Source organism: Billgrantia tianxiuensis, from assembly GCF_009834345.1.
GTDB classification, from domain to species: domain Bacteria; phylum Pseudomonadota; class Gammaproteobacteria; order Pseudomonadales; family Halomonadaceae; genus Halomonas; species Halomonas tianxiuensis.
The window spans coordinates 4,418,813-4,444,884 of the sequence record NZ_CP035042.1 but is presented as its reverse complement, the minus strand read 5'-3'; the positions used below and the strand labels follow the sequence as shown (position 1 = coordinate 4,444,884).

The 26,072-nt window shown below is 61.1% G+C and carries 14 protein-coding genes, 6 tRNA genes, 3 rRNA genes and 2 pseudogenes; 24 read left to right on the top strand and 1 reads right to left on the bottom strand.

From position 1 onward, the window contains the following. Positions 1 to 8: 8 nt before the first annotated feature. The 4 genes and pseudogenes from pgeF (at position 9) to ilvN (ending at position 6,221) form a co-directional block, all read left to right on the top strand. Positions 9 to 764 (top strand): peptidoglycan editing factor PgeF, encoded by a 756-nt coding sequence (gene pgeF / locus EKK97_RS20765; RefSeq protein ID WP_159554843.1) that lies wholly within the window; start codon positions 9 to 11, stop codon positions 762 to 764. A gap of 139 nt (positions 765 to 903) precedes the next feature. Beyond that, positions 904 to 3,486, top strand: a complete 2,583-nt coding sequence (gene clpB / locus EKK97_RS20760) for an ATP-dependent chaperone ClpB (RefSeq protein ID WP_159554841.1) — start codon at positions 904 to 906, stop codon at positions 3,484 to 3,486. Between the two features lie 520 nt (positions 3,487 to 4,006). After that, positions 4,007 to 5,730, top strand: a pseudogene (locus tag EKK97_RS20755) (acetolactate synthase 3 large subunit). Then, positions 5,730 to 6,221, top strand: a complete 492-nt coding sequence (ilvN, locus tag EKK97_RS20750; protein ID WP_104205163.1) for an acetolactate synthase small subunit — start codon at positions 5,730 to 5,732, stop codon at positions 6,219 to 6,221. The pseudogene EKK97_RS20755 and the gene ilvN overlap by 1 nt, the downstream one beginning before the upstream one ends. 74 nt (positions 6,222 to 6,295) lie before the next feature. Here ilvN and ilvY read toward each other — a convergent pair whose 3' ends face one another. Beyond that, complete coding sequence (ilvY, locus tag EKK97_RS20745; RefSeq protein WP_159554839.1) at positions 6,296 to 7,183, bottom strand: HTH-type transcriptional activator IlvY; 888 nt, start codon at positions 7,181 to 7,183, stop codon at positions 6,296 to 6,298. A gap of 181 nt (positions 7,184 to 7,364) precedes the next feature. Between ilvY and ilvC the strand changes: the two genes are divergently transcribed. From ilvC to rpoB, 20 genes and pseudogenes are all read left to right on the top strand, one after another. Continuing rightward, positions 7,365 to 8,381 (top strand): ketol-acid reductoisomerase, encoded by a 1,017-nt coding sequence (gene ilvC / locus EKK97_RS20740; protein WP_159554837.1) that lies wholly within the window; start codon positions 7,365 to 7,367, stop codon positions 8,379 to 8,381. A gap of 153 nt (positions 8,382 to 8,534) precedes the next feature. Further along, entirely contained in the window at positions 8,535 to 9,413 is an 879-nt protein-coding gene (gene pssA, locus EKK97_RS20735) for a CDP-diacylglycerol--serine O-phosphatidyltransferase (RefSeq protein WP_159554835.1), read from the top strand. Between the two features lie 743 nt (positions 9,414 to 10,156). Further along, positions 10,157 to 11,696 (top strand): 16S ribosomal RNA (locus EKK97_RS20730). Positions 11,697 to 11,906: 210 nt separating this feature from the next. Then, positions 11,907 to 11,983: transfer RNA gene (locus EKK97_RS20725), tRNA-Ile, on the top strand. A gap of 86 nt (positions 11,984 to 12,069) precedes the next feature. Continuing rightward, positions 12,070 to 12,145: transfer RNA gene (locus EKK97_RS20720), tRNA-Ala, on the top strand. A 316-nt stretch (positions 12,146 to 12,461) separates the two neighbouring features. After that, positions 12,462 to 15,346: ribosomal RNA gene (locus EKK97_RS20715) — 23S ribosomal RNA — on the top strand. A gap of 81 nt (positions 15,347 to 15,427) precedes the next feature. Then, positions 15,428 to 15,543, top strand: a 5S ribosomal RNA gene (rrf, locus tag EKK97_RS20710). Together the 16S, 23S and 5S rRNA genes with 2 tRNA genes alongside form the textbook arrangement of a ribosomal RNA operon. 303 nt (positions 15,544 to 15,846) lie before the next feature. Next, positions 15,847 to 16,830 (top strand): biotin--[acetyl-CoA-carboxylase] ligase, encoded by a 984-nt coding sequence (locus EKK97_RS20705; RefSeq protein ID WP_159554833.1) that lies wholly within the window; start codon positions 15,847 to 15,849, stop codon positions 16,828 to 16,830. Then, a pseudogene (locus tag EKK97_RS20700) lies at positions 16,827 to 17,665 on the top strand (type III pantothenate kinase). The gene EKK97_RS20705 and the pseudogene EKK97_RS20700 overlap by 4 nt, the downstream one beginning before the upstream one ends. 117 nt (positions 17,666 to 17,782) lie before the next feature. Then, positions 17,783 to 17,866: transfer RNA gene (locus EKK97_RS20695), tRNA-Tyr, on the top strand. Between the two features lie 46 nt (positions 17,867 to 17,912). Continuing rightward, positions 17,913 to 17,986, top strand: a tRNA-Gly gene (locus EKK97_RS20690). A gap of 40 nt (positions 17,987 to 18,026) precedes the next feature. Continuing rightward, positions 18,027 to 18,101, top strand: a tRNA-Thr gene (locus EKK97_RS20685). Between the two features lie 143 nt (positions 18,102 to 18,244). Next, a tRNA-Trp gene (locus EKK97_RS20680) sits at positions 18,245 to 18,320 on the top strand. A 68-nt stretch (positions 18,321 to 18,388) separates the two neighbouring features. Beyond that, the gene (secE, locus tag EKK97_RS20675; protein ID WP_159554831.1) at positions 18,389 to 18,757 is read left to right on the top strand and encodes a preprotein translocase subunit SecE; all 369 of its coding nucleotides are present in this window, start codon (positions 18,389 to 18,391) and stop codon (positions 18,755 to 18,757) included. Positions 18,758 to 18,765: 8 nt separating this feature from the next. Next, a complete protein-coding gene (gene nusG / locus EKK97_RS20670; RefSeq protein WP_159554829.1) occupies positions 18,766 to 19,299 on the top strand; it encodes a transcription termination/antitermination protein NusG in 534 nt (177 codons plus the stop codon). Positions 19,300 to 19,390: 91 nt separating this feature from the next. Then, the gene (rplK, locus tag EKK97_RS20665; RefSeq protein WP_071943762.1) at positions 19,391 to 19,822 is read left to right on the top strand and encodes a 50S ribosomal protein L11; all 432 of its coding nucleotides are present in this window, start codon (positions 19,391 to 19,393) and stop codon (positions 19,820 to 19,822) included. Positions 19,823 to 19,824: 2 nt separating this feature from the next. After that, a complete protein-coding gene (rplA, locus tag EKK97_RS20660) occupies positions 19,825 to 20,517 on the top strand; it encodes a 50S ribosomal protein L1 (protein WP_159554827.1) in 693 nt (230 codons plus the stop codon). 270 nt (positions 20,518 to 20,787) lie between these two features. Continuing rightward, complete coding sequence (gene rplJ / locus EKK97_RS20655; RefSeq protein WP_159554825.1) at positions 20,788 to 21,291, top strand: 50S ribosomal protein L10; 504 nt, start codon at positions 20,788 to 20,790, stop codon at positions 21,289 to 21,291. A gap of 87 nt (positions 21,292 to 21,378) precedes the next feature. Further along, a complete protein-coding gene (gene rplL, locus EKK97_RS20650) occupies positions 21,379 to 21,753 on the top strand; it encodes a 50S ribosomal protein L7/L12 (protein WP_159554823.1) in 375 nt (124 codons plus the stop codon). A 235-nt stretch (positions 21,754 to 21,988) separates the two neighbouring features. Further along, entirely contained in the window at positions 21,989 to 26,068 is a 4,080-nt protein-coding gene (gene rpoB, locus EKK97_RS20645) for a DNA-directed RNA polymerase subunit beta (RefSeq protein ID WP_159554821.1), read from the top strand. Positions 26,069 to 26,072: the final 4 nt, after the last annotated feature.

Below are 26,072 nucleotides of genomic sequence, written 5' to 3'. Positions count from 1 at the left end.
GAGCCCGGATGAGTGATGCCCCCCACTTGCAACCGACCCTGATCGAGCCTGACTGGCCGGCGCCCGCCAGCGTCGGAGCCTTTGTCACGACGCGTGAGACCGGGCCCAGTCAGGGCGAGTTCGCCTGCTTCAACTCGGCCGACCAGGTAGGGGACAATCCCGCCCATGTGGCACTGTGCCGTCGACTACTATCCAACGAACTCGAAGACGACCGGCCGCTGCTATGGCTCAGGCAGGTGCATGGTGCCCGGGTGCAGCCCAGCTACAGCGACAGCGTGCCCGAGGCCGATGCCTCGGTGGCCTTCGATCGCGGGCATGCCTGCGTGGTGTTGACGGCCGACTGTCTGCCGGTATTCCTGTGCGATCGCAAGGGCACGCGGGTCGGCGTAGCGCATGCCGGCTGGCGAGGGCTGGCCGGAGGCGTGCTGGAAGCCACGGTGGCGGCGTTGGCCACGCCGCCGGAGGAACTGATGGCCTGGCTGGGGCCGGCGATCTCCAACGCCCAGTTCGAGGTGGGGCCGGAGGTGCAGCAGGCCTTCGTCGGCGTGCATCCGGAAGCCGCCGCGGCATTCGATCCCAGCCCCTATCGTCTGGGCCACTATATGGCCGACCTCTACAAGCTTGCCCGCCTGCGCCTCGAGCGACTCGGCATCGCGTACATCAGCGGTGGGCACTTCTGCACGGCGTGCGAGCCGCGCTTCTACTCCTATCGCCGTGACGACGGCAAGACCGGGCGCATGGCCAGCGTGATCTGGCTGCGCTGATCTGCGTCAAGCTGCCGCATCCTTTCCCTGGTCGACGACTTGAAAGCCGGCCAACCTGACTCCATTGAATCTGTCAATACGATATGACAGGGCCAAGCGGCGCGTCCGAACGCGCCGCCACCCCGATGGAGGAAAGCGAATGCGTTTCGACAAGTTCACCGCCAGGCTACAGAACGCCGTGGCCGATGCCCAATCCCTGGCCGTGGGGCGTGGGCACAATCAGCTCGAGCCCGGCCACCTGCTGCTGGCGTTGCTGGACGCCCGCGATACCGGCATCAAGGCGCTCGTCCAGAAGGCCGGCGGTGATGCCGCGCGACTGCGCGATGCCCTGGCCGGACATCTCGACGATCTGCCCAAGGTGTCGCAGTTCACCGGCGAGGTGCAGCCCTCGCGGGACCTGATCAAGCTGTTCAACCTGACCGACCGCGAGGCCCAGCAGCGCGGCGACCAATACATCGCCAGCGAGCTGGTGCTGCTGGCCGCTCTGGAAATGGGGCATGCGGTCACCAAGTTGCTGACTCAGGCCGGCGTGACTCGCAAGGCCTTGGAGCAGGCCATCGACAGCGTACGCGGCGGCGAGCGGGTCGACGACCCCAACGCCGAGGAGAGCCGCGAGGCACTGGAGAAATACACCCTCGACCTCACTGCACGCGCCGCCGACGGCAAGCTCGACCCTGTGATCGGCCGCGATGACGAGATCCGCCGCACCATCCAGGTACTGCAGCGGCGCACCAAGAACAACCCGGTACTGATCGGCGAGCCCGGCGTGGGCAAGACCGCCATCGTCGAGGGCCTGGCCCAGCGCATCGTCAACGGCGAGGTGCCGGAGGGGCTCAAGGACAAGCGCGTGCTGTCGCTGGACATGGGCTCGCTGCTGGCCGGGGCCAAGTTTCGCGGTGAGTTCGAGGAGCGGCTGAAGTCGGTGCTCAAGGAACTGGCCCAGGAGGAGGGGCGGGTCATCCTGTTCATCGACGAGCTGCATACCATGGTCGGCGCCGGCAAGGCCGAGGGCGCCATGGACGCCGGCAACATGCTCAAGCCGGCGCTGGCCCGCGGCGAACTGCACTGTGTGGGCGCCACCACCCTCGATGAGTACCGCAAGTACATCGAGAAGGATGCCGCGCTGGAGCGGCGCTTCCAGAAGGTGCTGGTCGACGAGCCCTCCGAGGAGGACACCGTGGCGATCCTGCGCGGCCTCAAGGAGCGCTACGAAGTGCACCATGGCGTCGACATCACCGACGGCGCCATCATCGCCGCGGCCAAGCTGTCGACCCGCTACATCACCGACCGCCAGTTGCCCGACAAGGCCATCGATCTGATCGACGAGGCTTCCTCTCGAATCCGCATGGAACTCGACTCCAAGCCCGAGGAGATGGACCGGCTCGACCGTCGTCTGATCCAGCTCAAGATGGAGCGCGAGCACCTCAAGAAGGAGACCGACGAGGCTTCCAAGAAACGCCTCGAGAGCCTCGAGGAGCAGATCGACGAGCTCGAGCGCGAGTACGCCGACCTCGACGAGATCTGGAAGGCCGAGAAGGCCAGCATTCAGGGTGCCGCTCAGTTCAAGGACGAGCTCGACCGCGCCCGCATCGACCTCGAGCAGGCGCGCCGCCAGGGCGATCTCGCGCGCATGTCGGAGCTGCAGTACGGCGTCATACCCGAGTTGGAGAAGAAGATCGCCGAGTCCAGCGAGGCCGAGACCGACACCTCGAGCCACAAGCTGCTGCGCTCCAATGTCACCGAGGAGGAGATCGCGGAAGTCGTATCACGCTGGACCGGCATTCCGGTGGCCAAGATGCTCGAGGGTGAGCGCGACAAGCTGCTGCGCATGGAAGAGGCGCTCCATCAGCGGGTGATCGGTCAGGACGAGGCGGTGACCGCCGTGGCCAACGCCGTGCGTCGCTCCCGTGCCGGGCTCGCCGACCCCAACCGGCCCAACGGCTCCTTCCTGTTCCTCGGCCCGACCGGGGTGGGCAAGACCGAGCTGTGCAAGGCGCTGGCGAGCTTCCTGTTCGACACCGAGGAGGCGATGGTGCGCATCGACATGTCGGAGTTCATGGAGAAGCACTCCGTGGCTCGCCTGATCGGCGCGCCTCCCGGCTATGTCGGCTACGAGGAGGGCGGCTATCTGACCGAGGCGGTGCGGCGCAAACCCTATTCGGTACTGCTGCTCGACGAGGTGGAGAAGGCGCACCCGGACGTGTTCAACATCCTGCTGCAAGTGCTGGAAGACGGGCGTCTCACCGACGGTCAGGGGCGCACCGTGGACTTCCGCAACACCGTGATAGTGATGACCTCCAACATGGGCTCGGACATCATCCAACGGATGGGCGGTGACGACGAGCAGTACGAGGAGATGAAGCGTTCCGTCATGGACGTGGTAGGCATGCATTTCCGCCCAGAATTGATCAACCGTATCGATGAAGTGGTGGTGTTTCATGCCCTGCGTCAAGAGCAGATCGAAGCCATTGCCGGCATTCAGCTCGATCGCCTGCGCGCGCGCCTGATCGAGCACGGCATGCAACTCGAGGTCAGCGACGAAGCGATGGCGCAACTCGCATTGGCGGGCTTCGATCCGGTGTTCGGTGCGCGGCCGCTCAAGCGGGCGATCCAGAGCCGTATCGAGAATCCATTGGCCCAGGATCTGCTGGCTGGTCGTTTCGCCTCTGGCGATACCATTCACGTTGCAGTGGAAGACGACAAATTCGTGTTTCGTGCTTGATACACAGACATAACGTTGGCCACGGTGTTCTGCCCACCTAGGGTCTACACTGTTTTATAGGTTGCGTCCTGTAACCCCCTTGCCCGCCCGCACATTGCCGGCGGGCTTTTTTACGTTGCCGCATTTAGCCACCGCGCCACGGTTGACACCGTCGCTAGGCTGTTGGAATCTTGAGCGTTCCTGATTTGCGGGCACGGACACCAGCGGGCAACCCCCCATTTCCGTGCGAAGGGTAGGCCTAGTGGCCTCTACCCGCCGAAGGACTCCGGAGCCGGCCAACCGCCGGATCCGGCCAATGCCCCGACGCGGCGATCCGCCGCGATAGGGAACTGCAGGTTGATGTCGCAAGCGCAGCGTCGGCCGGTGTTCCCGAAGAGAGTGCAGGCCCCAACAGGGCTAACCAGCCAGGGTTTGGCATCAGGTGTCGGCCTCGCCGACAGCGGCATACCGCCGCACTCGACCCCGTGCCCATCCAACAAGGGTGCGGATCGCACTCGAGACCTCCAGGGGAGATACACAAGTGGAATTGCTTTCCGGCGCGGATATGATCGCCCGATTCCTGCAGGATGAAGGCGTCGAATACATCTATGGCTATCCGGGCGGCGCGGCGCTGCACATCTACGATGCACTGTTCCGTCAGGACAAGGTCAAGCACATCCTGGTGCGCCACGAACAGGCGGCCACCCACGCTGCCGATGGCTACGCCCGGGCCTCCGGCAAGCCCGGCGTGGTGCTGGTCACCTCCGGTCCTGGTGCCACCAACGCCGTTACCGGCATCGCCACCGCCTACATGGATTCGATTCCCATGGTGGTGCTGTGCGGTCAGGTGATGAGCCACCTGATCGGCGACGACGCTTTCCAGGAAACCGACATCATCGGCGTGACCCGCCCGATCGTGAAGCACAGCTTCTCGATCAAGCACCCGACCGAGATTCCCGAAGTTCTGAAGAAAGCCTTCTATCTGGCCTCTACGGGGCGGCCCGGCCCGGTGGTGGTGGACATTCCCAAGGACATGACCGCGCCCACCGAGCGTTACGAATACGTTTACCCGAAGAAGGTCAAGCTGCGCTCCTACAACCCGGTGGCGCGGGGCATACCGGCCAGATCAAGAAGGCCGTCGAGATGATGCTCAAGGCCAAGCGGCCGGTCTTCTACACCGGCGGCGGGATCATCACCGGACGCGCCTGCGAAGGGCTCACCGACCTGGTCAAGCGGCTCGGCTACCCCATCACCACCACGTTGATGGGCATCGGCGCCTACCCGCAAAGCGATCGCCAGTGTCTGGGCTGGCTGGGCATGCACGGCTCCTATGAGTCCAACATGGCCATGCATCACGCCGACCTGATCATCGCCATTGGGGCGCGTTTCGACGACCGCGTGACCAATAACACCTCCAAGTTCTGTCCCACCGCCAAGATCATCCATGTCGACATCGACCCCAGCTCGGTGTCGAAGACGGTGCGTGCCGACGTTCCCATCGTGGGACCGGCGGCCAGCGTGATCGACGAGATGATCAGCCTGGTGCAGGGCAAGGAGATCGCCTATCCCGAAGCCTTGGAAGAGTGGTGGAGCAAGATCGATGGCTGGCGCGAAGAACGCCGCGGCAAGCTCTACGAGCCTTCGAAACCGGGCGAGCAGCTCAAGCCGCAGGAGGTGATCGAGGCGCTGTGCGAGGTCACTCGCGGCGAAGCCTACGTCACTACCGACGTGGGCCAGCACCAGATGTTCGCTGCCCAATACTACAAGTTCGACAAGCCCAACCGCTTCATTACCTCGGGCGGGCTCGGCACCATGGGCTTCGGCTTTCCGGCGGCCATGGGCATTAAGCAGAACTTCCCCGAGGAGCAGGTGGTCTGCGTCACCGGCGAAGGCAGCTTCCAGATGATGATGCAGGAACTCTCCACCTGTAAGCAGTTCGGCGGTGGGGTGAAGATCATCAACCTGAACAACGCCTCGCTGGGCATGGTGCGCCAGTGGCAGGACCTCAACTACAAGTCGCGCCATGCGCACTCCTACATGGAGTCGTTGCCCGACTTTGCCAAGTTGATCGAGGCTTATGGCTTCACCGCGCTGCGGGTGGAGACGATGGATGAGCTGCGCCCGGCGCTGGAGCGTACTTTCGCCGACAAGCACGAGTTGGTGTTCGTCGATGTCATCGTCGACCCGCGCGAGCACGTTTATCCGATGCAGGTGCCCCTCGGCTCCATGCGTGACATGCTGCTTTCCAAGACGGAGCGGACCTGATGCGCCATATCATCTCGATTCTCATGGAAAACGAACCGGGCGCACTGTCTCGCGTGGTAGGGCTGTTCTCGCAGCGCAACTTCAACATCGAGACGCTCAACGTGGCGCCCACCGAGGACCCGTCGCTGTCGCGGCTGACCGTGACCACCGTCGGCGACGACCGGGTGATCGAGCAGATCACCAAGCACCTCAACAAGCTGATCGACGTGATCAAGCTGGTCGACCTCACCGAGGGCAACCACATCGAGCGCGAGCTGATGCTGGTGAAGGTCAAGGCGCTGGGGGCGGCCCGCGACGAGGTCAAGCGTACCGTCGACATCTTCCGCGCGCAGATCGTCGACGTCACGCCAAGTCTCTATACGGTGCAGATCACCGGCGATGCGTCCAAGCTTGATGCCTTCCTGCAGGCCATGGGGCCGGTGGGAATCCTCGAGGTGGCGCGGACCGGGGTTTCGGGTATAGCCCGTGGCGACAAGGTGCTTTCACTCTGATCGACGAACGCACTCGTGACGTAAATCTACATCTGCAGAATGTTAGGCCGCCCTTCGGGGCGGCTTTTTCGTCTCTAGCGTTCGGTGACCGTTTCCCACAGCGCTTGGATCAGTGGGCTCTTGAGCTGACGGTTGAGCACGCACAGGCCGACATCGTAGTAGGGCAGTTCCGGTTTGACCGGCAGCACCCGCACGCGCTCCAGGAGCGGACTGTTGTCGAGCACAATCTTCGGCACCACGCCGATGCCGAAGCCGAGCCCCACCATGCTGACGATCGCTTCGTGTCCTGCCACTTGGGCGTAGATGGTGGGCGAGACCCCCAGGGCGCGAAACCAGGTATCGACATAATCTCGCGACAGGCCCGCCTCGGATAGAATCATGGGTACCCCCTGCCACTGCTCGACGGAGGGCGACTCGGGGGTGGTGGGAATCCAGGCCGCCTGTTCCACGGGGGCGATGAAGACCAGTGGCGAGCGGGTCAGCGATTTGAAGGCCAGGGCACCTGGAGCGCTGCGTGGACGCGGCGTGATGGCCATATCCTCTTCGCCGGCCAGCACACGGTTCATCGCCTCGGCGGGATCGCCGGTATGGAGCTTGAGCTCGATCCGTGGGTGGCGCAGGCGAAAATCACTGAGCAGATCGTACAGGAAGCTGTAGCTTGCCGTGACTGAGCAATAGATGCTGATCTCCCCAGCGAGTTCTCCCGTCTCGCTGCTGAGACTATGTCGTAACAGCTCCCATTGGGCGAGGGCCTCACGGGAGTACTCTTGAAACTGCCGGCCCTGGCGGGTCAGGGTGACATGACGGTTGTCGCGTACGAACAGCACCACATCGAGATGCTCCTCGAGCTGACGAATGGTGCGGGAGAGCGTCGAGGGGCTGACGTGACACATCTCGCTGGCACGTCCGAAGTGCAGCGTTTCAGCTAGGGCGAGAAACTGTTTGAGCGGTCGCATGTCCATCGCGGCATTATTGCATGATCCGGGATGTAATGTTGCAAATATCGCGTTTTACGCAACGAGCGCGTGGCGTTAAGGTTGACCCATCGAATGAGCCGACTCCCAGCGCCGCGATAGACGGCGCGGGTGGCCATCAACGCTGACACCAATCGAAACCTCACATTTCGCTTCCAGGAGCACCGCCATGCGCGTCTATTACGACAAGGACTGCGACCTCGCTCTCATTCAGGGCAAGAAGGTCACCATCGTGGGTTATGGCTCGCAGGGCCATGCCCATGCCAATAACCTGAAGGAATCCGGCGTCGACGTTACCGTCGCCCTGCGTGCCAGCTCTTCTTCTGCGGCCAAGGCCGAGGCCGCCGGCCTGAAAGTGGCCTCTGTCGAGGAGGCATGCAAGTCCGCCGATGTGGTCATGATCCTGGCGCCGGATGAAAACCAGAAGGCGATCTACGAGAACCAGGTCGAGCCGAACCTGAAGGAAGGCGCCACCCTGGCCTTCGCCCACGGCTTCAACATCCACTACAACCAGATCGAGCCGCGTCGCGACCTCGACGTCATCATGATCGCGCCCAAGGCGCCGGGCCATACCGTGCGCTCCGAGTTCGTCAAGGGTGGCGGCATTCCCGACCTGATCGCCATCCATCAGGATGCCTCTGGCAGGGCCAAGGAGCTTGCGCTGTCCTACGCTGCGGCCATCGGCGGCGGCCGTAGTGGCATCATCGAGACCACCTTCAAGGACGAGACCGAAACCGACCTGTTCGGCGAGCAGGCCGTGCTGTGCGGCGGTGCGGTGGAGCTGGTCAAGGCGGGCTTCGAGACCCTGACCGAAGCCGGCTACGCTCCCGAGATGGCTTACTTCGAGTGTCTGCACGAACTCAAGCTGATCGTCGACCTGATGTATGAGGGCGGCATTGCCAACATGAACTACTCCATCTCCAACAACGCGGAGTATGGCGAGTACGTGACCGGTCCCGAAGTGATCAACGAGCAGTCCCGCCAGGCCATGCGCAATGCCCTCAAGCGCATCCAGACCGGTGAATACGCCAAGATGTTCATCCAGGAAGGCAACACCAACTATCCCTCGATGACGGCACGCCGGCGTCTGAACGCCGAGCACGAAATCGAGCAGGTAGGCGCCAAGCTCCGCGGCATGATGCCGTGGATCGCCGCCAACCAACTGGTGGACAAGTCCAAGAACTGATTCGCCAGTTCCGCTCGAACGACACCAAGGGCGCGGAGAATCCGCGCCCTTGGTGTGTTAGGGCTATGCGTACTGCGCTTTTCGCTCCGGTAGCACCGTGTAGAATGAAGGCATTCATCATGAGTTACCCCATTCTGGCAACGGACGAGACGAATGAGTCAGGATCCCCGCAGTACCGAGCATGACCCGCACCGCGCCGACACTGAGTCAGGTTCTGCCGATGGCAAGGGAGGCCAGCCTGGCGAAGAGGATCTGGCCGCCGCCTTCGTACGCGAGACGGAGGTGATCGAGGAATCGATCGAGGATGGCAAGAAGGTCAGGCGCAGGGGTATTTATCTGCTGCCCAACTTGTTTACCACCTCGGCGCTATTCGCCGGGTTCTTCTCGGTAGTGGCCGGCATCAATGGCGATTTCACTGCGGCAGCGGTGGCGATATTCATTGCCATGGTGCTCGACGGCCTGGATGGGCGTGTCGCCCGTTTGACCAATACCCAAAGCGCTTTCGGTGCCGAGTACGACAGTCTCTCCGACATGCTTTCGTTCGGCGTGGCGCCGGCGCTGGTGGCGTTTACCTGGATTCTCCAGGACATCGGCAAGACCGGCTGGGTCGTGGCTTTCCTCTACGTTGCCTGTGCGGCACTGCGCCTGGCGCGATTCAATGTGCAGATCGGCAGTGTCGACAAGAAATGGTTCATCGGCTTGCCGAGCCCTTCGGCCGCGGCTTTCGTGGCGGCAAGCGTATGGACCTTCCACAGCTTCGATGCCGAAGCCTTTGGCTTCAAGCTGTTGATGCTGATCGTCGTCGCAGCTGCCGGCATCCTGATGGTAAGCAACATCCGCTACTACAGCTTCAAGGATATCGACCTCAAGGGGCCGGTACCCTTCGTGGTGCTGCTGGCCATCGTGCTCGGTTTCGTGGTGATCTCGGTCGAACCCTCCGTGATGCTGCTACTGCTGTTCGGTGCCTATGTGGCTTCCGGGCCGACGCTGGCCATCATGCGCAAGATGCGACATTCTCCGCCTGAGAGTTGAGCCGATCGCCAGGTATTGCGCCCGCCCCGCGCGGGCGTTGTCGTCTTCGCCCCTGGGGCAAAACCATCCACAACCCCTCGTCTGCGAGTGCCTGTGGATAGCTCGCTCGCCCGCGTCTCGTCATCGCATCGTCACGCTCCTGAAATTTTTTACCGCCGCCCCTTGCGGGGCTCGGGGGAAAACCGTAAAGTACGCATCCGCTGCCGGCGACGGGCAACGTTGCAGGCGGTGGATAGGGTGGTAAGTGGTTGTCATGATTTGAATTTTTCGATTCGCTTCGCAAGGTTCGCACTTGACGCCCACGGCGGATTCGGTAGAATGCGCCCCACTCGAAAGCAAGTCTGGCAACGGGCTTGCGGTCGCCGGCTCCGGCTGGTCTTCGCGGTCAGGGTCACCTCGGTGACGGCCTCGAAGAGAGTTGACAAACTCCGGCGCTTCAGTAGAATACGCCTTCCTCGCAGGGCGCTGGCGAGGCCGCTTGATCCCAGGATTGACGGCCACGACGGCAAGCGAGACGCTCCGCGCTTCAGGCTGAGGCTTGAAGAGAAAAGGAGCCGCTCTTTAACAATCGATCAGGTAATTCATGTGGGCGCTTGTCGATGAGGTGGTGAGAAGTCACACCATTTCAAGGCAAGCGACTCGTCGAGACCTTCGGGTCTTTTGAGAAGCTTTGACCTTGAGCCGAGTTTGGTTCGCTTTCGTCCGTTTCTTCGGGAAGGGGCGAGCAAGAACCGCACGATCTTAAACTGAAGAGTTTGATCATGGCTCAGATTGAACGCTGGCGGCAGGCCTAACACATGCAAGTCGAGCGGCAGCACGGGGAGCTTGCTCCCTGGTGGCGAGCGGCGGACGGGTGAGTAATGCATAGGAATCTGCCCGGTAGTGGGGGATAACCTGGGGAAACCCAGGCTAATACCGCATACGTCCTACGGGAGAAAGCAGGGGACCTTCGGGCCTTGCGCTATCGGATGAGCCTATGTCGGATTAGCTGGTTGGTGAGGTAATGGCTCACCAAGGCGACGATCCGTAGCTGGTCTGAGAGGATGATCAGCCACATCGGGACTGAGACACGGCCCGAACTCCTACGGGAGGCAGCAGTGGGGAATATTGGACAATGGGCGCAAGCCTGATCCAGCCATGCCGCGTGTGTGAAGAAGGCCCTCGGGTTGTAAAGCACTTTCAGTGGGGAAGAAAGCCTTCCGGTTAATACCCGGGAGGAGGGACATCACCCACAGAAGAAGCACCGGCTAACTCCGTGCCAGCAGCCGCGGTAATACGGAGGGTGCGAGCGTTAATCGGAATTACTGGGCGTAAAGCGCGCGTAGGCGGCTTGATAAGCCGGTTGTGAAAGCCCCGGGCTCAACCTGGGAACGGCATCCGGAACTGTCAGGCTAGAGTGCAGGAGAGGAAGGTAGAATTCCCGGTGTAGCGGTGAAATGCGTAGAGATCGGGAGGAATACCAGTGGCGAAGGCGGCCTTCTGGACTGACACTGACGCTGAGGTGCGAAAGCGTGGGTAGCAAACAGGATTAGATACCCTGGTAGTCCACGCCGTAAACGATGTCGACTAGCCGTTGGGTCCTTCGCGGACTTTGTGGCGCAGTTAACGCGATAAGTCGACCGCCTGGGGAGTACGGCCGCAAGGTTAAAACTCAAATGAATTGACGGGGGCCCGCACAAGCGGTGGAGCATGTGGTTTAATTCGATGCAACGCGAAGAACCTTACCTACCCTTGACATCCTGCGAACCCTTCGGAGACGAAGGGGTGCCTTCGGGAACGCAGAGACAGGTGCTGCATGGCTGTCGTCAGCTCGTGTTGTGAAATGTTGGGTTAAGTCCCGTAACGAGCGCAACCCTTGTCCCTATTTGCCAGCGATTCGGTCGGGAACTCTAGGGAGACTGCCGGTGACAAACCGGAGGAAGGTGGGGACGACGTCAAGTCATCATGGCCCTTACGGGTAGGGCTACACACGTGCTACAATGGTCAGTACAAAGGGTTGCGAACTTGCGAGAGTGAGCCAATCCCAGAAAGCTGATCTCAGTCCGGATCGGAGTCTGCAACTCGACTCCGTGAAGTCGGAATCGCTAGTAATCGTGAATCAGAATGTCACGGTGAATACGTTCCCGGGCCTTGTACACACCGCCCGTCACACCATGGGAGTGGACTGCACCAGAAGTGGTTAGCCTAACCTTCGGGAGGGCGATCACCACGGTGTGGTTCATGACTGGGGTGAAGTCGTAACAAGGTAGCCGTAGGGGAACCTGCGGCTGGATCACCTCCTTAAACGACGTATCACGCCTCGCGGCAAGTGCCCACAATGAATTACCTGATCGGCCAGAGCAAAGACTGTTTGGGTCGGCGAGCGATCGCCGATGCATCGGTAGCAAGCCGGGTCTGTAGCTCAGTTGGTTAGAGCGCACCCCCTGATCTTTGTGGAAAGAAGGGTGAGGTCGGCCAGCCGGTTACCAGCTTAGCTTGCAACCGTACAGTGCCGGGTCTGTAGCTCAGTTGGTTAGAGCGCACCCCTGATAAGGGTGAGGTCGGCAGTTCAAATCTGCCCAGACCCACCAAATTTGCGTGATACTGCGTTGCTCCGATACTCGCATAGCAGGCTATGCGTCGCATCGAAGCGCCTTGTCTCACACAAATTGCCTTCGGGGCCATAGCTCAGCTGGGAGAGCGCCTGCCTTGCACGCAGGAGGTCAGCGGTTCGATCCCGCTTGGCTCCACCAAACTTCCTGATGCGTCGTTGAAAGGCACCTCGCATAGCGAACTATGCGTCGTCACCTTTCGCCTAGCCTCAGATCGTTTGGCTTCGCCACTCCTCACCACCCGCTTCCCACAGTCTACCCTGATCGGATCTGCAGTCATAAGCCATCGTCGTACCTTGCGATGTCGGGTTTATGACTGTCGATTGACAGTCTGCTCTTTAACAATGTGAATCATGCTGACAAGTTTTCTCCGCAAGGAGAAAACGCAAGAGATACGTCTCAAGCGTATCCGGCAATTGTCGTACGTGATCGCAGACCAGACCCCTTCGGGTTATATGGTCAAGCGATTAAGCGCATACGGTGGATGCCTTGGCAGCCAGAGGCGATGAAGGACGTGGTAGCCTGCGATAAGGCTCGGTGAGGTGGCAAACGACCTGTGACCCGGGCATTTCCGAATGGGGAAACCCACCCTGCACAAGCAGGGTATCCCACACTGAATCCATAGGTGTTGGGAGGCGAACCGGGGGAACTGAAACATCTAAGTACCCCGAGGAAAAGAAATCAACCGAGATTCCCCCAGTAGCGGCGAGCGAACGGGGAGTAGCCCTTAAGCATGTGACTGGTTAGGCGAACGAGCTGGGAAGCTCGACCATAGGGGGTGATAGTCCCGTAGCCGAAAACCTGAGCATGTGAAATCGAGTAGGTCGGGGCACGTGAAACCTTGACTGAACATGGGGGACCATCCTCCAAGGCTAAATACTCCTGGCTGACCGATAGTGAACCAGTACCGTGAGGGAAAGGCGAAAAGAACCCCGGAGAGGGGAGTGAAATAGATCCTGAAACCGTATGCGTACAAGCAGTGGGAGCCCCTTCGTGGGTGACCGCGTACCTTTTGTATAATGGGTCAGCGACTTATTTTCAGTGGCGAGCTTAACCGAATAGGGGAGGCGTAGGGAAACCGAGTCTTAACTGGGCGACCAGTCGCTGGGAATAGACCCGAAACCGGGCGATCTATCCATGAGCAGGTTGAAGGTTGAGTAACATCAACTGGAGGACCGAACCAGGACCTGTTGAAAAAGGTTTGGATGACTTGTGGATCGGAGTGAAAGGCTAATCAAGCTCGGAGATAGCTGGTTCTCCTCGAAAGCTATTTAGGTAGCGCCTCACGTATCACCGCCGGGGTAGAGCACTGTTTCGGCTAGGGGGCCATCCCGGCTTACCAACCCGAGGCAAACTCCGAATACCGGTGAGTGCAGCGTGGGAGACACACGGCGGGTGCTAACGTCCGTCGTGAAAAGGGAAACAACCCAGACCGTCAGCTAAGGTCCCGAAATCCTGGTTAAGTGGGAAACGATGTGGGAAGGCTCAGACAGCTAGGAGGTTGGCTTAGAAGCAGCCATCCTTTAAAGAAAGCGTAATAGCTCACTAGTCGAGTCGGCCTGCGCGGAAGATGTAACGGGGCTAAACCAGGTACCGAAGCTACGGGTTCGTCGAATGACGAGCGGTAGAGGAGCGTCGTGTACGCCGATGAAGGTGGATTGAGAAGTCTGCTGGAGGTATCACGAGTGCGAATGCTGACATGAGTAACGACAAGGGGAGTGAAAAACTCCCCCGCCGGAAGACCAAGGGTTTCTGTTCGACGCTAATCGGAGCAGAGTGAGTCGGCCCCTAAGGCGAGGCCGAAAGGCGTAGTCGATGGGAAACGGGTCAATATTCCCGTACCTCACTGTATTGCGATGGGGGACGAAGAAGGCTAGGTGGGCCAGGCGTTGGTTGTCCTGGTGAAAGCCAGTAGGCTGGGATCTTAGGCAAATCCGGGATCCCAAGGCCGAGAGGCGAGACGAAGGCACTACGGTGCCGAAGTCATCGATGCCACGCTTCCAGGAAAAGCCTCTAAGCTTCAGATACAGTGGGACCGTACCCCAAACCGACACAGGTGGTCAGGTAGAGAATACCCAGGCGCTTGAGAGAACTCGGGTGAAGGAACTAGGCAAAATGGTGCCGTAACTTCGGGAGAAGGCACGCCGCGTTAGTGTGAAGGCCCTCGCGGCTGGAGCACGAGGCGGTCGAAGATACCAGGTGGCTGCAACTGTTTATTAAAAACACAGCACTCTGCAAACGCGCAAGCGGACGTATAGGGTGTGACGCCTGCCCGGTGCCGGAAGGTTAAGTGATGGTGTTAGCCCTCGGGCGAAGCTCTTGATCGAAGCCCCGGTAAACGGCGGCCGTAACTATAACGGTCCTAAGGTAGCGAAATTCCTTGTCGGGTAAGTTCCGACCTGCACGAATGGCGTAATGATGGCCACGCTGTCTCCACCCGAGACTCAGTGAAATTGAAATCGCAGTGAAGATGCTGTGTACCCGCGGCTAGACGGAAAGACCCCGTGAACCTTTACTATAGCTTCACACTGGACGCTGATGTTGCTTGTGTAGGATAGCTGGGAGGCTAGGAACCCCGGACGCCAGTTCGGGCGGAGCCAACCTTGAAATACCAGCCTGGCATCATTGGCGTTCTAACTCAGGTCCGTGATCCGGATCGAGGACAGTGTGTGGTGGGTAGTTTGACTGGGGCGGTCTCCTCCCAAAGCGTAACGGAGGAGCACGAAGGTACCCTCAGCACGGTCGGAAATCGTGCAGTGAGTGCAAGAGCATAAGGGTGCTTGACTGCGAGACAGACACGTCGAGCAGGTACGAAAGTAGGTTCTAGTGATCCGGTGGTTCTGTATGGAAGGGCCATCGCTCAACGGATAAAAGGTACTCCGGGGATAACAGGCTGATACCGCCCAAGAGTTCACATCGACGGCGGTGTTTGGCACCTCGATGTCGGCTCATCACATCCTGGGGCTGAAGTCGGTCCCAAGGGTATGGCTGTTCGCCATTTAAAGTGGTACGCGAGCTGGGTTTAGAACGTCGTGAGACAGTTCGGTCCCTATCTGCCGTGGGCGTTGGATGTTTGAGAAGAGCTGCTCCTAGTACGAGAGGACCGGAGTGGACGCACCTCTGGTGTTCCGGTTGTCACGCCAGTGGCATTGCCGGGTAGCTACGTGCGGACGGGATAACCGCTGAAGGCATCTAAGCGGGAAGCCCCCTTCAAGATGAGACATCCCCGAGGCCTCGAGCCTCCTGAAGGGCCCAGCGAGACCAGCTGGTTGATAGGCCGGGTGTGGAAGCGCTGCAAGGCGTTGAGCTAACCGGTACTAATGGCCCGTGAGGCTTGACCATATAACCCCAAGGGGTCTGCGCATCGCGCGCAATTGACGGATACGACGAGACGTAGCGTCGGCATGATTCCAACCGTTTTCGCCTGACGACCATAGCGAGTGGGAACCACCTGATCCCATGCCGAACTCAGCAGTGAAACCGCTCAGCGCCGATGGTAGTGTGGGGCCTCCCCATGCGAGAGTAGGTCATCGTCAGGCATCTTTTCAGAAACCCAGCTTCGCAAGAGGCTGGGTTTCGCCGTTTAGGGACCTCCCACGGAGAGTCGCGGGGAGCCGCCCTGGACATCGTCAGGCATTTCTTCAGAAACCCCGGCCAACTGGTCGGGGTTTCGCCGTCTGAGGGGCCTCCCATGGAGAGTCGCGGGGAGCCGCCCTGGACATCGTCAGGCATCTCTTCAGTAACCCCTGCCAACTGGTCGGGGTTTTTCTTTATCCGATCAATGCGTTTCCGCAACAGCGGCAGTTCGCTAGAATGGATCTTTTCCCGGTTAGGGCACAGGCATGACCATCGGCGACCTCATTCGGCTGCTGAGTGATGGAGACTTCCACTCCGGCGAGCAGCTGGGCGAACGGTTGGGAGTATCCCGCACTGCGGTCTGGAAGCAATTGAAGAAGCTCGAGGCGATGGATATTCCTCTCGAGGCGGTCAAGGGGCAGGGGTACCGTCTGACCATGCCGCTGGAGCTGATGGACGGCAGAAAGATCGTGGCCGGCCTGTCACGCCAGGGGCGTCAGCATCTCGCCAGGCTGTTCGTGGAGGAGACGCTGCCATCCAGCAACGAGTTCATCCGCCAGCGCTTTGCCCACGGCGCCGGACATGGAGAGGTGTGCTTGGTGGAGCAGCAGAGCGCTGGTCGTGGCCGACGTGGACGTGTCTGGTCGACTCCATGGGGGCGTGCGCTCATGTTGTCGGTAGGATGGCGTTTCGAGTCCGGGGTCGCGGCACTGGAGGGGTTGAGTCTGGCGGTGGGCGTAGCCTTGGCCAGGGCGCTCGAGCGCCATGGTATGCGGCCCCGATTGAAGTGGCCCAACGATGTTCTGCTTGCTGATGCAGAGGGTGGGCTGGGTAAACTGGCCGGTATCCTGGTCGAGATCAGCGGAGACATGGGAGGCCCTTGCGAAGTCGTGGTGGGCATGGGTATCAACTTCAGCCTTCCTGATGGGTTTCGTGCACAGATCGAACAGCGCGTAGCTGCGGTTCATGATCAGGTGCCAGCGTTGTCACGCAACCAGTTGGGTGTCGAATTGCTGGACGAGCTGTTGCCGCTGCTGGCAGGCTACGAGTCGATGGGGTTCGCTGCCTGGCAGGAGGAGTGGAACGCACGCCATGCCTTTCGGGGGTGTGAGGTGGACGTGCTGCGTGGACAGCAGCGTCTGGTGGCGACAGCCGAGAGTGTGGATGAGTCGGGCAATCTGTGGATTCGTCATAGTGACGGGCGTGAGCGCCTGGGGGGAGGAGAGATCAGCGTGCGTGGGCGTACATGATCCTTGACCTGGACATCGGCAATACGCTTTCCAAATGGCGACTGAAGGATGCCGACAGCAGCGAGATTCGCTCTCGGGGCGCCGTCTGGACTCGTGAGGAGTGGAAGCCTGGTTCCGACATACCGGATCTCGACGTGGTCGAGGCGGTACGCATCTCCAGCGTTGCTCGCCAGGCGGTGCTGGAGCAGACCGTGGCGCTGTTACAGAGCCGGGTGCGTAGCGTACATGTGGCACGTTCGGTGCCTGAGGCGCTGGGTGTGGTCAACGGCTATGAGGAGCCGCATCGGCTGGGTGTCGATCGCTGGATGGGTGTGCTGGCCGGCTACCAATTGGCTGGCGGCTGCTGCGCCGTGGACTGTGGCAGTGCCATCACCATCGATTTCGTGCTGCCGGGTGGGCGTCACTTGGGAGGCTACATCCTGCCGGGCCTGCGCTTGATGAAGGAAAGCCTCAAGCTTGGCACCCGTAACGTCGCCATTGATCCCGACAGCGAGGCTGAGGAGTTGCTGCTGCCTGGCAAGCGCACCGTCGAGGCGGTCAATCATGGGATCTACCTGGCTGCCGTCAGTGCAGTGAACCGCATCTACGCCGAAGTGTGCGATCGCGAAGGAGTGGCGTTGCCGATGTTGCTGACCGGGGGGATGCCCGGGTTGTGGCGCGAGGGGTGCACTCCCCGCATGCGGTATGGCCCGATATGGTCTATGGCGGCCTGGAAGCGTGCTTTCCCCTGACAGCGGCCGAGCGAGCCGGGCGCATGTCCGGGGCACCGCGAGTCCCGTCGCCTGCAGGGCTGGAAAAAATTCGGGCAGGCCTTGCATTCTCCATGTTGCTTTGACACAATGCAGCGCGTTCCGAAGCCATGGGCGTGCGGCTATGCTGCGCTGTTTTGGCAAGTGGCTGAAAAATAAGCCCTTGACATGGTTTCGGTAGGCGGTAGAATGGGCCGCCATCTGGAGGGGTTCCCGAGTGGCCAAAGGGAGCAGACTGTAAATCTGCCGCGAAAGCTTCGAAGGTTCGAATCCTTCCCCCTCCACCAGATAAGCTGATCGAGGCCTGGGGTCTGGGTTGGAAAGAGTGGGTAGGCGGGCATAGTTCAATGGTAGAACCTCAGCCTTCCAAGCTGATGATGCGGGTTCGATTCCCGCTGCCCGCTCCAGGTATTGCCTTGAATGTAAATCGGTAGTGCCAAAAGTTTTGCTCATGTAGCTCAGGGGTAGAGCACACCCTTGGTAAGGGTGAGGTCGACGGTTCAAATCCGTCCATGAGCTCCAATTCGGAGAGGCGAGCGAAGGCTCGCCTTTCTTTTCTTCACGGCGGTGGTTCGTCGGGAAGGGTTGCCAGTCGGCGAGTCATTCGCTATCATGGCGCCCGCTGTTGTGCATGCGGCCTGCAAGAGGTGCTGCATACCAGATACAGGCCAGTAGCTCAATTGGCAGAGCAGCGGTCTCCAAAACCGCAGGTTGGGGGTTCGATTCCCTCCTGGCCTGCCAACCTTCCCCAGGTTGGCATTCTTCATACGAACATACTCGATTGCCGCACCCTGAGGAGTCTCGTTTTCATGAAACACAACGCCGAGGTGCAGGAGTCGCGCCGCGACGGGCTCAAGTGGGCGGTTGTCGTCACGTTGGTGGTGCTGGCGGTGGTGGGGAATACCTACTTTGCCGACCAGGCGCTTCTCTATCGTGTACTTGGTGTCGTCGTGCTGTGTGCGGGTGCTGCGGCGATTGCGCTGACTACCGCCAAGGGGCGGGACCTTGCCGAGTTGGCCAAGAACGCAAAGAAAGAAATTCAGCGCGTGGTGTGGCCGACCCGTCCCGAGACCGTGCAGACGACTGCCATCGTACTGGTGGCCGTGCTGGTCGTCGGGCTGATGCTGTGGCTGATCGACACCCTTCTTAGCTGGGCGATGTCCGGCGTCATCGGTTAGGAGTCTTCATGTCCAAGCGTTGGTACGTCGTTCACGCCTACTCCGGCTTCGAGAAGCATGTCATGCGTTCCCTCAAGGAGCGCGTGAAGATGTATGGCATGGAGGACCGTTTCGGCGAGATTCTGGTGCCGACCGAAGAGGTCGTCGAGGTGCGTGACGGCAAGCGCCGTAAAAGCGAGCGCAAGTTCTATCCCGGCTACGTGCTGGTCGAGATGGAAATGGACGACGCCACCTGGCATCTGGTCAACGAGACGCCCCGGGTCATGGGGTTCATTGGTGGCACCAAGGAGAAGCCGGCGCCGATTACTCAGCGAGAGGCTGATGCCATCCTGCGCCGGGTGAAGGACGGTACCGACAAGCCGCGGCCCAAGACCATGTTCGAGCCGGGGCAGTCCGTGCGTGTCATTGACGGTCCCTTCGCCGATTTCAATGGTGTCGTCGAAGAGGTCAACTACGACAAGAGTCGTCTCCAGGTCAGCGTGCTGATCTTCGGCCGGGCGACGCCTGTCGAGCTGGAATTCTCGCAGGTCGAGAAAGAGTGATACATCTCGGCTTTTGAGTTTGCTGTCGACCGCTTCGGCGGTCGTTTAACCCGGGGAGCCGCAAGGCGCTACTACCCAACTGGAGTCAATCATGGCCAAGAAAGTACAGGCTTACATCAAGCTGCAGGTTGCAGCCGGTAAGGCCAATCCGAGTCCCCCCGTGGGCCCCGCGCTGGGTCAGCACGGCGTTAACATCATGGAGTTCTGCAAGGCGTTCAACGCCGCGACCCAGGACATCGAGCCGGGTCTGCCGACTCCCGTGGTGATTACCGTTTATTCCGACCGCAGCTTCACCTTCATCACCAAGACGCCGCCGGCGGCCGTCCTGCTGAAGAAGGCAGCTGGCATCAAGTCCGGCTCCGGTGAGCCGAACAAGAAGAAGGTCGGCACCGTGACCCGTGAGCAGCTCGAAGAGATCGCCAAGACCAAGGAGCCGGATCTCACGGCTGCCGATCTCGACGCCGCGGTGCGTACCATTGCCGGTAGCGCCCGCAGCATGGGCCTGAACGTGGAGGGTCTCTGATCATGGCCAAGCTTTCCAAGCGCGCACAGATGATTCGCGAGAAGGTCGATGCCACCAAGGCTTATTCCCTCGAGGAAGCCGTGGCACTGCTCGCTGAGCTCTCTACCGTCAAGTTCAAGGAGTCGCTGGACGTCGCCATCAATCTGGGCGTCGATCCGCGTAAATCCGATCAGGTGGTGCGCGGTGCTACCGTGATGCCCAACGGGACCGGCAAGGACGTGCGCGTCGCCGTGTTTACCCAGGGTGCCAACGCCGATGCCGCCAAGGAAGCCGGTGCTGACGTCGTCGGCATGGATGATCTGGCCGAGCAGGTCAAGAAGGGTCAGCTCGATTTCGACGTGGTCATCGCCTCGCCGGACGCCATGCGTGTGGTCGGCCAGCTGGGTCAGATCCTCGGTCCGCGCGGCCTGATGCCGAACCCCAAGGTCGGCACCGTGACTCCCGACGTGGCGACTGCGGTGAAGAACGCCAAAGCCGGCCAGGTGCGTTTCCGTACCGACAAGAACGGTATCATTCACACCACGCTGGGCAAGGTTGACTTCGAGGCCGACGCCATCCGTGGCAACCTGGAAGCGCTGGTCGCCGACCTCAAGCGTCTCAAGCCGAGCACGTCCAAGGGTATCTATTTCAAGAAGGTCACCCTGTCCACTACCATGGGCCCGGGTCTGACCCTCGATCACTCTGCCTTCGTGTAAGGCGAGGCAGAGCGAAGCGTTGTAAGAAACTTTGCGGTCCCCAAGTGCTCTGTTCAGAGCATGAGGGGCGCCGTCAAAGACCGCAGGTGCCGCCTTCTCTCGAGTGGGCGGCTTAATCTCCCCTAGGGATGCCTGCGCAGATGGTGTGGCCGCCAGAGCGCTGGTGTGCACCATCACCCAGGACTCCCGGTATGCCTTTGGCTACCTGGGAGAGATGGTAACCTCCGGAGCCCCACTTTCGTGCGGTTCCGGCACGAAGGAGTGATCACTGTGCCACTAGCACTTGAAGGCAAGAAAGCGATCGTTGCCGAGGTCAGTGAAGCCGCCAAGGGCGCTCTCTCCGTCGTCGTTGCCGATTCTCGTGGCGTCACGGTCGAGAAGATGACCGGCCTGCGCAAGCAGGCGCGCGAGAATGGCGTCCAGCTGCGTGTTGTTCGCAACACCCTGGCACGCCGCGCCCTTTCCGGCACTCCCTGGGAGTGTCTGAACGAGAGTTTCGTTGGTCCGACTCTGCTGGCCTTCTCCACTGAGCATCCGGGCGCTGCCGCCCGCCTGTTCAAGGAGTTCGCCAAGGATGAGAAGAACTTCGAGATCAAGGCGCTGGCCTACGAAGGCGAGCTGATCCCGGCGAGCGATATCGACCGTCTGGCGACCCTGCCGACTTATGACGAGGCCATCGCCAAGCTGATGTCCGTCATGAAGGAAGCTTCCGCCGGCAAGCTGGTTCGTACCCTGGCCGCACTGCGCGATCAGAAGCAGGAGCAAGCCGCCTGAACGGCGAGCGCATCCCAGCTGTCTGAGTCGAACACTGAATAGAGCGCTCGGTGCGCCGAGGCTCCGCAAAGTTTAGGAATCATCAAAATGGCACTGACCAAAGAAGACATCATCAACGCCGTCGCCGACATGTCCGTGATGGAAGTCGTCGAGCTGATCGAGGCGATGGAAGAGAAGTTCGGCGTTTCTGCCGCTGCTGCCGTCGTGGCAGGCCCGGCTGCTGGCGGTGACGCCGGCGCTGCCGAAGAGCAGACCGAGTTCGACCTGGTGCTGGCCAGCGCTGGCGACAAGAAGGTCAACGTGATCAAGGCCGTGCGCGAGATCACCGGCCTGGGCCTGAAGGAAGCCAAGGCTGCCGTCGACGGCGCTCCGGCGACCATCAAGGAAGCTATGTCCAAGGACGAGGCCGAAGAGGCCAAGAAGAAGCTGGAAGAAGCCGGCGCCACCGTGGAACTCAAGTAACCCCTTGGTTTCCATGGCTTCACGCGCTGCGTAAGCTTCCACGGCTGGTGGCGGGCCTTCCCGCTGCCGGCCTTTTTCTGTTGCACTAGCGCCTTGCTGACGCAGCGTCGCTAGAAGAATCCCGACGGCGAGCTACCCCTTGTGGAGCTTGCCGTCAGCGCCTGACGGGGGCGGTCCCGTCGGGCGGCGCCGACCACGCATCGGTCACCCATGGTGAACAAGCTGGGGAATACAGATGGCTTACTCATACACTGAGAAAAAACGCATCCGCAAGGATTTCGGCAAACTGCCCCAAGTGATGGATGTGCCCTACCTGCTGGCGATCCAGCTTGATTCCTACTACGACTTCCTCCAGCAGGACCGCTCGGCCGATGAGCGTCTCGAGGTGGGGCTGCATGCGGCGTTCAAGTCCGTGTTCCCGATCGAGAGCTTCTCCGGAAATGCCGCGCTCGAGTACGTCAGCTACCGTTTCGGCACCCCGGCGTTCGACGTCAAGGAGTGCCAACTGCGTGGCGTCACCTACTCCGCTCCCTTGCGGGTCAAGGTTCGCTTGATCATCTACGATCGCGACTCCTCGAACAAGGCCATCAAGGACATCAAGGAGCAGGAAGTCTACATGGGGGAGATCCCCCTGATGACCGAAAACGGTACCTTCGTGGTCAACGGCACCGAACGGGTCATCGTTTCCCAGCTGCACCGCTCACCGGGCGTGTTCTTCGATCATGACAAGGGCAAGAGCCACTCTTCCGGCAAACTGCTCTATTCCGCCCGGGTGATCCCCTACCGCGGTTCCTGGCTCGACTTCGAGTTCGATCCCAAGGACAACGTCTTCGTGCGTATCGACCGTCGCCGCAAGCTGCCGGCCACGGTGCTGCTGCGTGCGTTGGGCATGAGTGCCGAGGAGATCCTCGACGAGTTCTTCGATACCAGCACTTTCCACATCGAGAAGAGCGGCTTCTCCGTGGATCTGGTGCCGTCGCGCCTGCGCGGCGAGACCGCCACCTTCGACATCAAGGATGCCGATGGCAACCTGATCGTCGAGGAAGGGCGGCGCATCACCCAGAAACATATCCGCCAGTTGGAGAAGGCCGGCCTCGAGCGTCTCGAGGTGCCGATGGACTATCTGTTCGGCAAGACGCTGGCCAAGGATCAGGTCGATCCGAATACCGGTGAGCTGATCTGCTCCTGCAATACCGTCGTCACGCCGGAGCTGCTCGAGAAGCTGGGTCAGGCCGGTATCACCAAGCTCGAGACCCTCTACACCAACGACCTCGACTGCGGTCCGTTCATCTCCGAGACCCTGCGCCTGGATACCACCAGCTCGCAGCTCGAAGCGCTGGTCGAGATCTACCGCATGATGCGCCCCGGCGAGCCGCCCACCAAGGAGGCCGCCGAGACGCTGTTCCACAACCTGTTCTTCACCGAGGACCGCTACGACCTCTCCGGCGTCGGTCGCATGAAGTTCAACCGCCGCCTGCGCCGCGAAGCCGACACTGGTTCCGGCGTGCTCGACAACCGCGACATCCTCGACGTACTCAAGGAACTGATCTATATCCGCAACGGCTTCGGCGAAGTCGACGATATCGATCACCTGGGCAACCGTCGTATCCGCTGTGTCGGCGAGATGGCTGAGAACCAGTTCCGCGTCGGCCTGGTGCGTGTCGAGCGTGCGGTCAAGGAACGTCTCTCCATGGCCGAGAGCGAAGGCCTGATGCCGCAGGACCTGATCAACGCCAAGCCGGTGGCGGCGGCGGTCAAGGAGTTCTTCGGCTCCAGCCAGCTCTCCCAGTTCATGGACCAGAACAATCCGCTTTCCGAGGTCACTCACAAGCGCCGCGTCTCCGCGCTTGGGCCGGGCGGCCTGACCCGCGAGCGGGCCGGCTTCGAGGTGCGTGACGTTCACGCCACGCACTATGGCCGCCTGTGTCCGATCGAGACCCCGGAAGGCCCGAACATCGGCCTGATCAACTCGCTGGCCACCTACAGCCACACCAACAGCTACGGCTTCCTCGAGACCCCGTATCGCAAGGTGGTGGATCGCCAGGTCACCGACGAGGTGGTACACCTCTCGGCCATCGAGGAGGGTGACTACGTCATCGCACAGGCCTCGGCCAGCGTGGACGAATCTGGCAAGCTGGTCGACGACCTGGTGCAGGTTCGCCACAAGGGCGAGACCACCTTCATGCGTCCCGAGCAGGTCACCCTGATGGACGTGTCTCCGCGCCAGGTGGTGTCGGTGGCGGCCGCGCTGATCCCGTTCCTCGAGCACGACGACGCCAACCGCGCCCTGATGGGCTCGAACATGCAGCGTCAGGCGGTGCCCACTCTGCGCGCCGAGAAGCCGCTGGTCGGCACCGGCATGGAGCGTTTCGTAGCGCGTGACTCCGGCGTCTGCGCCGTGGCGCGTCGTGGTGGCGTGATCGACTCGGTCGATGCCAAGCGCATCGTGGTACGTATCAACGAGGACGAGATCATCGGCGGCGAGGCTGGCGTCGACATCTACAACCTCACCAAGTACGTGCGCTCCAACCAGAACACCTGTATGAACCAGCGCCCCATCGTGCGTCCTGGCGACGTGGTCGAGCGCGGCGACATCCTGGCCGACGGTCCCTCCGTCGACATGGGCGACCTGGCACTGGGCCAGAACATGCGCATCGCCTTCATGCCCTGGAACGGCTACAACTTCGAGGACTCGATCCTGCTCTCGGAGCGCGTGGTGCAAGAAGATCGCTTCACCACCATCCACATCCAGGAGCTGACCTGTGTCTCCCGCGACACCAAGCTGGGGCCGGAGGAAATCACCTCGGATATCCCCAACGTGGGGGAGTCGGCGCTCTCCAAGCTGGATGAGGCCGGGGTGGTCTACATCGGTGCCGAAGTCGGTCCGGGCGACATCCTGGTGGGCAAGGTCACGCCCAAGGGCGAGACCCAGCTGACCCCGGAAGAGAAGCTGCTGCGGGCGATCTTCGGCGAGAAGGCCTCCGACGTGAAGGATACCTCGCTGCGTGCGCCGACCGGCATGAAAGGTACGGTCATCGACGTGCAGGTGTTCACCCGCGACGGCGTGGAGAAGGATTCTCGTGCGCTTGCCATCGAGCAGATGCAGCTCGACGAGGTGCGCAAGGACCTCCAGGAGACCTACCGTATCGCCGAGGACGCCACTTTCGAGCGTCTCAAGCGCACGCTCTCCGGCCAGCCGGTCAACGGTGGTCCCAAGTTGAAGAAGGGCGACGTGCTCTCCGACAGCTACCTGGAAGAGTTGCCGCGCCAGCAGTGGTTCAAGCTGCGCCTGCAGGACGAGTCGCTCAACGAACTGCTGGCCCAGGCCGACGAGCAGCTCGAGAACCGTCGCAAGGAGATGGAAGAGCGTTTCGAGGACAAGAAGCGCAAGCTGACCCAGGGCGACGACCTGGCGCCGGGCGTGCTCAAGATCGTCAAGGTCTACATGGCGGTCAAGCGCCGTATCCAGCCGGGTGACAAAATGGCCGGTCGTCACGGTAACAAGGGTGTCATCTCGGCAATCATGCCGGTGGAAGACATGCCCTTCGACGACAACGGGGTGCCGGTCGACATCGTCCTCAACCCGCTGGGCGTGCCATCGCGCATGAACGTCGGTCAGATCCTCGAGACCCACCTGGGCCTGGCGGCGCATGGGCTGGGGCAGAAGATCGATACCCTGCTGCGTGATGCCCGCAGCCAGCAGATGGCCGAGATGCGCGAGTTCCTGGGGCAGGTCTACAACTCCACCACGGGTACACGCGTCGAGGACATCGACTCGCTCACCGACGACGAGGTGATCGCGCTGGCCAAGAACCTGCGCGGTGGCGTGCCGATGGCCTCGCCGGTATTCGATGGTGCCCAGGAGCACGAGATCAAGCAGCTGCTGCGCCTGGCCGACCTGCCGGATTCCGGCCAGATGACCCTATATGACGGGCGTACCGGCGACGCCTTCGACCGCCCGGTGACGGTGGGCTATATGTACATGCTGAAGCTCAACCACCTGGTGGACGACAAGATGCACGCTCGTTCCACTGGCTCCTACTCGCTCGTCACCCAGCAGCCGCTGGGCGGCAAGGCGCAGTTCGGCGGCCAGCGTTTCGGCGAGATGGAGGTGTGGGCGCTGGAAGCCTACGGCGCGGCCTACACGCTCCAGGAGATGCTCACGGTGAAGTCCGACGACGTGGAAGGTCGCACCAAGATGTACAAGAGCATTGTCGACGGCGACCACACCATGCATGCCGGCATGCCGGAATCCTTCAACGTACTGGTGAAGGAAATCCGTTCGCTGGGCATCGATATCGAGTTAGAGAGCTAGGAGC